This window comes from Enterococcus dongliensis (assembly GCF_031927985.1).
Classification (GTDB): domain Bacteria; phylum Bacillota; class Bacilli; order Lactobacillales; family Enterococcaceae; genus Enterococcus_A; species Enterococcus_A dongliensis.
This window is the reverse complement of record NZ_JARPZC010000020.1, coordinates 20738-28952: the sequence shown is the minus strand read 5'-3', so window position 1 is coordinate 28952 and position 8215 is coordinate 20738. Positions and strand designations below refer to the sequence as shown.

7 protein-coding genes are annotated in these 8215 nt (G+C 37.0%); 5 read left to right on the top strand and 2 right to left on the bottom strand.

Annotation, left to right across the window (positions count from 1 at the left end; translation table 11 throughout):
- Positions 1-241: 241 nt before the first annotated feature.
- Together P7D84_RS12345 and pflB are read left to right on the top strand one after the other, a co-directional pair.
- Positions 242-961, top strand: coding sequence for a helix-turn-helix domain-containing protein (locus tag P7D84_RS12345; RefSeq protein ID WP_311806612.1), 720 nt, complete (start codon positions 242-244; stop codon positions 959-961).
- A gap of 234 nt (positions 962-1195) precedes the next feature.
- Entirely contained in the window at positions 1196-3493 is a 2298-nt protein-coding gene (pflB, locus tag P7D84_RS12340; protein WP_311806611.1) for a formate C-acetyltransferase, read from the top strand.
- 184 nt (positions 3494-3677) lie between these two features.
- Here the strand turns inward: pflB and P7D84_RS12335 are convergent, their stop codons facing one another.
- A complete protein-coding gene (locus P7D84_RS12335) occupies positions 3678-4334 on the bottom strand; it encodes a Crp/Fnr family transcriptional regulator (RefSeq protein ID WP_311800669.1) in 657 nt (218 codons plus the stop codon).
- Between the two features lie 259 nt (positions 4335-4593).
- On the opposite strand from P7D84_RS12335, the gene P7D84_RS12330 reads away from it, so the two are divergent.
- Together P7D84_RS12330 and P7D84_RS12325 are read left to right on the top strand one after the other, a co-directional pair.
- Positions 4594-4884, top strand: a complete 291-nt coding sequence (locus tag P7D84_RS12330) for a hypothetical protein (protein ID WP_311800668.1) — start codon at positions 4594-4596, stop codon at positions 4882-4884.
- Between the two features lie 12 nt (positions 4885-4896).
- Positions 4897-6126 carry an MFS transporter gene (locus P7D84_RS12325; RefSeq protein ID WP_311801510.1) on the top strand — a complete coding sequence of 410 codons (1230 nt, stop codon included), beginning with the start codon at positions 4897-4899 and terminating at the stop codon, positions 6124-6126.
- Between the two features lie 51 nt (positions 6127-6177).
- On the opposite strand, the gene P7D84_RS12320 is transcribed toward P7D84_RS12325, so the two are convergent.
- Entirely contained in the window at positions 6178-6459 is a 282-nt protein-coding gene (locus tag P7D84_RS12320) for a hypothetical protein (protein WP_311800666.1), read from the bottom strand.
- A 496-nt stretch (positions 6460-6955) separates the two neighbouring features.
- On the opposite strand from P7D84_RS12320, the gene P7D84_RS12315 reads away from it, so the two are divergent.
- Positions 6956-8002, top strand: coding sequence for an aspartate-semialdehyde dehydrogenase (locus tag P7D84_RS12315; protein ID WP_376716928.1), 1047 nt, complete (start codon positions 6956-6958; stop codon positions 8000-8002).
- Positions 8003-8215 lie beyond the last annotated feature (213 nt).

Below are 8215 nucleotides of genomic sequence, written 5' to 3'. Positions count from 1 at the left end.
TATGATGACTCCTCGACAATTTGAGGCGAAGAAAATAAGTAATCTAACCGACTGTTAACTAAACTGTTGCAGGTCCCATTGAAATTGATTTAAAATTAACAATATATTATAATAAATACATATATTTTTTTATTTTAGTAGATTAAATTTTATTTATAATGATTTTTAGTAATCAGATAGGAAGCGCCATAGCTCAGAAAGAATGTTGCGCTGAAATATAATTACGAAAGGGGACAAAGACGTGCAACTATTACTTTTGACTAAGGTTCCGTTGTATGAAGAAAACTTTGAACGTCAATTAAAGCAATTAGGAAATGAGGTCTATTGTTCTACTAATGTGTTGACCGCATTAAAAAGAGGGATGATTGATAAAAATTTTCTCAATCAATTTGAAGGAATCATTTTTAGTGAAACACTTTATGATAGTGAGATACAGGAAATAATGAAGCAGCTCTCTCAAGAAACAATCAAATGTTTCCGGCGAGCATCAGAGAGTAAGCATGAGGAGGCAGATTTTCTACCCTTTGATGCATGGATTCCGCTAGATATAGATTTATGCCGATTACGAGAGATTTTATTGATTGCAGAATTATCCCATATGGTCAATAAAGGGGCCGCTCATGTGCAACAAGTCGCAGTAAAACAGAAATTATCTGAATTAAGCTTGAAATTAAAACAAAAAGAGATTGTCTATTATTTGATTCAAGCGGGTGATCGTACGGTGCCTAGAGAAGAGATCAGTCAGCAAATTTGGGAAAAAGCCCCAACTAAATCTGTTTTAGCGAGTCTTTCAAAGGTGGTCTCAAAAGCTAATGAGAAGTTAGAAAATGAATTTGGTGATGAGGCCATTCAAACGATTTGGGGGCAAGGGTATCGCTTAAATAAAAAGTTTTTCGATTATCTAGAAAATGACCTAGTTGACGTACAAGAGACCGTTCTTTGCGAGTCTGTTCAACAATAAGAGTCAAGTAACGTGTAGTCTCAAATGAGCCTGCACGTTTTTTATATGGCTCTCAAATAATAAGGCTTATTATCAATTAGGATAATTATCGGTGTAAACAAACAATGAAGTTTTATTAAATAATCATCATTATTTTAAAGTAATCTTATGGAATGAGGACTTAAAAAAGCACTTTCTTAAAACATAGTCTTTTGTTATAATCATTTTAAACTAATTTGACAAAGGAGCGCGAATATGAAAACAGATACGATTGCTAAAACTGTAGAACAAACAAAAAATCCTTGGGAGGGTTTTAATGAAGGTCGTTGGCAACATGAAGTCAACACACTAGATTTTATCAAACGGAATTATACAGAATATAAAGGCGACGATAGTTTTTTGGAAAGTGCGGCACCAAGCACCGAGAAATTATGGGGAAAATTACAAGAACTATTTGAAGTTCAACATAAACAAAACGGTGTCTACGATATGGACAACGATGTTCCGGCGACAATCACTTCCCATGAACCAGGTTATTTGATTGAAGAAGAAGAAAAAATTGTTGGACTACAAACCGATGTTCCGTTAAAACAGGCATTTATGCCTTTTGGCGGCATCAATATGGCAAACAAGGCCTTAGAATCAAATGGTTATGAAGTAGACGATGAGATGTCGTTTATCTTTAACAAATGGCGTAAAACACACAATCAAGGTGTTTTTGATGCATATACAGATGAAATGCGTCTAGCTCGTAAAAATAAAATCATTACAGGTTTGCCGGATGCTTATGGTCGCGGTCGGATTATTGGTGATTATCGCCGTGTTGCGTTGTATGGTATCGACTTTTTGATGAAAGAAAAGAAAAAAGATTGGAAAAATGTCGGTAGTAAGGTCATGACCAACGACGTAATCCAATTACGTGAAGAAGTTTCTGAACAATACCGTGCGTTAGCAGATATGAAGGAAATGGCAGCAAGCTATGGCTATGACATCTCAAAACCAGCAAGCAATGCTCAAGAAGCGATTCAATGGTTATACTTTGGTTATCTTGCAGCGATTAAATCACAAAACGGAGCGGCAATGTCGATTGGCCGCATCTCGGCCTTCTTAGATATTTACATTCAACGTGATTTAGAGCGTGGAGTAATCACTGAATTTGAAGCACAAGAACTGATCGATCATTTGATTATGAAACTTCGAATGGTAAAATTTGCACGTACACCTGAATACAATCAATTGTTCTCTGGTTACCCAATCTGGGCAACTCTATCATTAGCAGGAATGAACATGGATGGTTCTTCATTAGTAACAAAAAATGATTTCCGAATCCTCCACACGTTGACAAACATGGGACCATCACCAGAACCTAACTTGACTGTGTTGTATTCGTCTCATCTGCCAGAAGGTTTTCGTACGTATGCAGCAAAAGTTGCTAAACAAAGTTCTTCAATCCAATTAGAAAATGATGACCTACTACGTCAATATTGGGGTTCAGATGATTCAGCGATTGCTTGCTGTGTTTCGGCAACAGTTATTGGTAAAGACATGCAGTTCTTCGGTGCGCGTGCCAATTTAGCCAAAGCAGTTCTTTATGCAATCAATGGCGGGGTAGATGAAATGACGAAGATGCAAGTAGCTCCGCGTTTCCGTCCATTAGAAGGCGACAGCATCGACTTTGATCAATTCATGGACAGTTATAAAGATGTCTTAGATTGGTTAGCGGAATTATACGTGAATACATTGAACGTAATCCATTACATGCATGATAAATATGCTTATGAAGCGCCACAATTAGCGTTGATGGATACAGAGTTAAAACGGACGTTTGCTACAGGTATCGCTGGGATCTCTCACGCGGCCGATTCATTGATGGCGATCAAATACGGAAACGTAAAAGTGATTCGTGATGAAGATGGCTTAGCAGTAGATTATATCCCGCAAAATGAGTTTCCGACTTACGGAAATGACAATGATGAAGCAGATGAAATGGCCAACTGGATTCTTGAATACTTTATGACTCAGATCAAACGGCAACACACATACCGTGATTCGACACCAACATTGTCTCTATTGACGATTACATCAAATGTTGTTTACGGTAAAAATACAGGAAATACTCCAGATGGTCGTCGTGCAGGCAAACCATTAGCACCAGGGGCGAACCCAAGTTATCAAGATGGTAAGTTTTTAGGTGAGAAAAATGGGTTGTTGGCTTCTTTGAACTCAACTGCTAAATTAAATTATGCGTGTGCGCAAGATGGTATTTCTGATACACAAACCATCAATCCAGGGGCACTTGGACGGACGGATGACGAAGCGATGCAAGTAGACAATTTACGACAAGTGTTGGACGGTTACTTTGATAAAGGTGGCTATCACTTGAATGTCAATGTCTTTGGTCGTGAATTGCTGGAAGAAATGGATAAAGATATTAACAATCCTAAATATGCAAACTTCACGATTCGAGTATCCGGCTATGCGGTAAAATTCCGTGACTTGACGCCTGAACAACGTCGTGACGTGATTTCACGAACTGACCATACAAAAATGTAAAACATGGCTCAATAAAATAATAGATAAAAAGATTCTGAGACTAAACAGTCTCAGAATCTTTTTTTGTAAAACGCTTGTCAATGTATCGATACTTGCTATAAGTCCTTGGTAAAAATAGTTGAATGCATGGTAGCAGCAATGAACAACTACTAGATAGGATATGGCTAGTAGAGGATCTTCTGACTTAAAAGATGATGTTGTCTTTGATTAATTCAATATTTTTAATAAATAATTTCCGATCATGCATTTTGATAGCACCACAACTTTTTAGTTGATGCATAATCCGGCTAACGCTGCTTGCTGCATTGATACCACAAAAATGAGCAATCTCCTCATTGGTCACAACAAAATCGATCAATACCCCATCTTGAAATTCAATTCCAAATTTGTCATATAGATCATAGATTTGTGTGCAGACCGCTCCGAATTTTCCATTCATCAGCATTTGTTGAGTCCTTTTCATGGATTTGAGCAGTCGTTCGCGGTAATAGTTTTTTACATAGATTTGTAATTCAAAATTTTGATTGATGTCTTTCCAAAATTCTACACGATCAATTTGATAAAGTTCGGCTTTTTTTGATTCGACACGAATATTAAAAGGGGCATCGATGAACTGAGAGTATTCATCCTTTAACAATGACACTACCTCGAGATCGTTGATGTACTCCAAATTGAATTCTCTGCCATCTCTTGAGATAACACTGGTCTTGATGACTCCGCTTTTCAAAATGTATACATGGTGATCCTGAATCCCTTCATAGAGCAAATACTTCTTGTATTCTTTGGTAACGATAGGGAATTTTTTTTGTTCTAAGTAGTTTGTTAAAGCTGCATTGTCCAATTTTCACTTGTTCCTTCCATAATTTGCTGAAATTTTATTGCTATTCTATCACAATTAAGCGTGTAGTTTGATTAAAAGTATGTATAAAAAAGATATATACAAATGTTAATGTCATTATTTGCTAAAAAATTTCAAAACCATTTTTCATTATGAAATCTGATTTTGCATTTTTTTTATATCCGTATAATCGATCAAGTAAGCCAAACAAACCCAATGTTCTAGTGAATTAGAAATTTTGGAAATAAGAGGAGTGGTTATTATGAAAAAATGGACATGCGCAATGATCGAACGATTGGAATCAGCCTACAAGGTAAGATTTGAAAAAGAGGCCGTATTGGTCTTTTTGAATGATGCTTATCAAAATGCCTTGATGTTGAGAAGGGATGTTACGCTGGAACAAGACGAAACACTAGAAGACTTTCTGCGGGAGTTTGACCATACACGGGACCTATTTATTAGTCAGGCAGTGGATCGCTATCCCTCAAACTATAACAAGGTTGCGGAAAAAATTTCAGATTTAAAGAAACTAAATGAAACTATCGTATTTTAATGAGAGTAGGTAATGAAAATTAAAGAAGAAAAGTTATTCAATAAAGGGTTTATCACAATTACTATCATCAATTTTGTTGTCTTTTTAGTTTATTATTGTTTTGTTGTTATCACAGCGAAGTACGCTACAGACAGTTTGGGCGCAACAACTGCACAAGCAGGATTTGCTGTTGGGATCTATATTATTGGTACACTGCTTGCTCGATTATATATTGGGAAAAAATTGGAATTATTCGGTCGGCGAGCGGTTTTACGTTATGGGGCACTTTTCTATCTACTTACGACAGCTGCCTATTTGATAAGCAGTAATATTTTTATTCTAGATGGTGTCCGTTTCTTGAATGGGTTTGGTTATGGGGCGGTTTCAACAGCTGCAAATGCGATCGTTACCGCCTATATCCCAGAAGCGAAATATGGTGAAGGAATCAACTACTATGGGTTGAGTACTAGTTTAGCTGCTGCGATTGGTCCGTTTATCGGTCTACTTTTGTTACCGATGGTTGGTTTTCAAGCAATTATTATCCTTGCCGTCGTCTTGGCGTTCATCACGATGCTTGCTTGCTTCAAATTTAAAGTTCAAAACATCGTATTAACCGAAGAACATCGTGCGTTAATCAACAAATTCAGCTTAGAAAGCTTTATCGAGATTAAAGTCCTCTTTGTTGCTGGAATCGCCTTTTTGATTGGGATTGCTTATTCAAGCGTCTTAGGTTTTCTATCAATTTATGCCGATCAATTACATTTAGTAACAGCCGGTGCCTTTTTCTTTGTTGTTTATGCATTAGTCGTTACAGTTACAAGACCAATGTCTGGTAAAATCTTTGATAAATACGGTGAAAATTCCGTAATGTATCCAAGTTTTATTTGTTTGACTATCGGTTTGATCCTTTTAGCTCTTACAGGCAATGCAGTTGTTTTATTGGTCGCTGGTGCGTTTGTTGGGCTAGGTTACGGAACGTTTATGGCCAACGGTCAAGCAGTGACATTAAAATTAGTTGACAAAGCTCGTATTGGTGTAGCTTTATCGACGTATTTCATCGGATTAGATTTAGGTCTAGGTGTGGGTCCATATTTATTAGGTGCAATCAAAGGTCTTTTGGGTTCATACCAACGAATCTATATTTTCTGTGCGATTATTCCAATCATCGTATCCATTTTATATATGATTTTTTATCGTCCGAATAAACCAGAAAAAGCACCTGCTTTAAAAAATAGCGAAGAAAAAGCAAGTGTGACAGAATAAGCAATAATCAATCAAAAAGCCCCAAACAGTGTTTAGCTGTTTGGGGCTTTTTTAATTGCTAGTCAATTTTTCCCGGATTAATGCTTTTAAGGGAAGATTTTTATTTTGTTTCGCGTAATAATCGGCTTGTTTCAAAAGTTCAAATTGTTTTTGGGGATCGTCTTGGATAATGGCTTTTTCAAAAAACAACGCTTCGATGCCATCAGTCACATTTACTTCTAAAAGTGTTTGGATGCCTTCGTCGCAAAGGGCATTGGCTCGTTCTTGATTGCCGCGTTTTGCATAGAAGCAAGCTGCCTGATAGTAAGATGGTCCTAACTGAGTAGTCGTCATATTTACCTCCAATTATTCAGCACCTTTGAGAATTTGGCGCTTTTTTTGTCTGATTAACTAAAGATTCCTTTAAGTAACAAGTGTTCATGCCAGATTCTGTCATAGAAAAATAAAAACATACGTTAAAAGTAATCAATCATTTGAAAAAATGCTTTAGCAGCTGAATTCATCGTGTTCGTAATTTTGCTCAAGCGGACTTGTTGTGGGAATCAGTTTTCCTATGAATAACGCTTCCATATTAATTCTAAAGCTTTTATTAGAAAACTACAATGGATTTATTCAAAAAATGTGTTTTTTTAAATTAATTTGCGGTATTTTGTTCAAAGGTTTTGTTTTTCATTGGCTATATTAGTTATTTGGAAATAGGAAGACAGAGTGGGTAATCTAGTTGAAGGAGTATATTCTCTATAAATTATACGGAATAAAAAAGACCGCTTGCGTTTCAAAACAAATATGATAAACTATTAAAATAATATGAAATGAAAGAGTGATTATGATGAGAAAAATGAATGTTGCAATTGTTGGCGCTACAGGCGCAGTAGGGACACAGATGATCAAATTATTAGAAAACAGTTCTTTACCGCTTGGTACTGTGAAGTTTTTGGCTTCGAAGCGTTCAGCCGGAAAGCAACTTTCATTTAAAGGCGAGACCCAAACGATTGAAGAATTAGTACCTGATTCATTCGAAGGAATTGATCTTGCTTTATTCTCAGCTGGTGGAGGAATTTCTGCTAAATTTGCACCAGAAGCAGTCAAACGGGGTGCCGTTGTTGTTGATAATACGAGCCATTTCCGAATGGACCCAACTGTGCCGTTAGTTGTACCTGAAGTAAATCCAGAAGCATTACGTAATCATCACGGAATCATTGCCAATCCAAATTGTTCAACAATCCAAATGATGGTAGCGTTAGAACCGATTCGCCAGGCTTTTGGTTTGAAACGTGTGATTGTTTCAACTTATCAAGCAGTATCTGGTGCAGGGAATCGGGCCATTGAAGAATTGGCGCAACAAGCCCGAGATTTCGCAGCAGGAAAACCGTCTGACGAATGGAAAGCAGCGATTTTGCCAGCTGGCGGAGACAAAAAACATTATCCACTAGCTTTTAATGCCCTGCCTCAAATTGACGTGTTCACGGAGGATGGCTATACGAATGAAGAATGGAAAATGATTAATGAAACGAAAAAGATCATGGAAGATGATACGATTAAAGTTTCAGCGACATGTGTGCGGATTCCGGTGATGAGCGGTCATTCTGAATCAGTCTACATCGAAACAGAAAAAACAGCGACTGTAGCAGAAATCCAAGCTTTGATTGCTAACGCCCCTGGTGCAGTATTAGAAGATGATCCAAGTCAACAAATTTATCCTCAAGCAATAAACAGTGTCGGTAAAAAAGAAACATTTGTAGGTCGAATCCGTAAAGATCCTGATGAAGAAAAAGGGATTCATTTATGGGTAGTTTCAGACAATCTATTAAAAGGTGCCGCTTGGAACTCACTACAAATTGCCGAAACAATGTATGAAATGAATTTATTTGAATAGTACTCAAAAAACTGCGGCAGATTTGCCGCAGTTTTTTGTCTGATCATTCGTCATAAAAGCAGACTGGCTAGGAGTCTTTCGTAATACGAGGTCAAAATAAAGTAAATTTTTGTTAAGGGATTTGAGCGGTTTATTTTCCGTCAATGGTTTTTCAGAAAAAATCATGTATAATAGCTAATGAGTCTAAGCACAGACCGTACTGATTACGGGGTC

What these genes read in the sequence shown, in the direction of transcription:
- pflB (WP_311806611.1), top strand. Translation starts at nt 1,196, where the DNA reads ATGAAAACAGATACGATTGCTAAAACTGTAGAACAAACAAAAAATCCT.
- P7D84_RS12325 (WP_311801510.1), top strand. Translation starts at nt 4,897, where the DNA reads ATGAAAATTAAAGAAGAAAAGTTATTCAATAAAGGGTTTATCACAATT.
- P7D84_RS12330 (WP_311800668.1), top strand. Translation starts at nt 4,594, where the DNA reads ATGAAAAAATGGACATGCGCAATGATCGAACGATTGGAATCAGCCTAC.
- P7D84_RS12315 (WP_376716928.1), top strand. Translation starts at nt 6,956, where the DNA reads ATGAGAAAAATGAATGTTGCAATTGTTGGCGCTACAGGCGCAGTAGGG.
- P7D84_RS12320 (WP_311800666.1), bottom strand. Translation starts at nt 6,459, where the DNA reads ATGACGACTACTCAGTTAGGACCATCTTACTATCAGGCAGCTTGCTTC.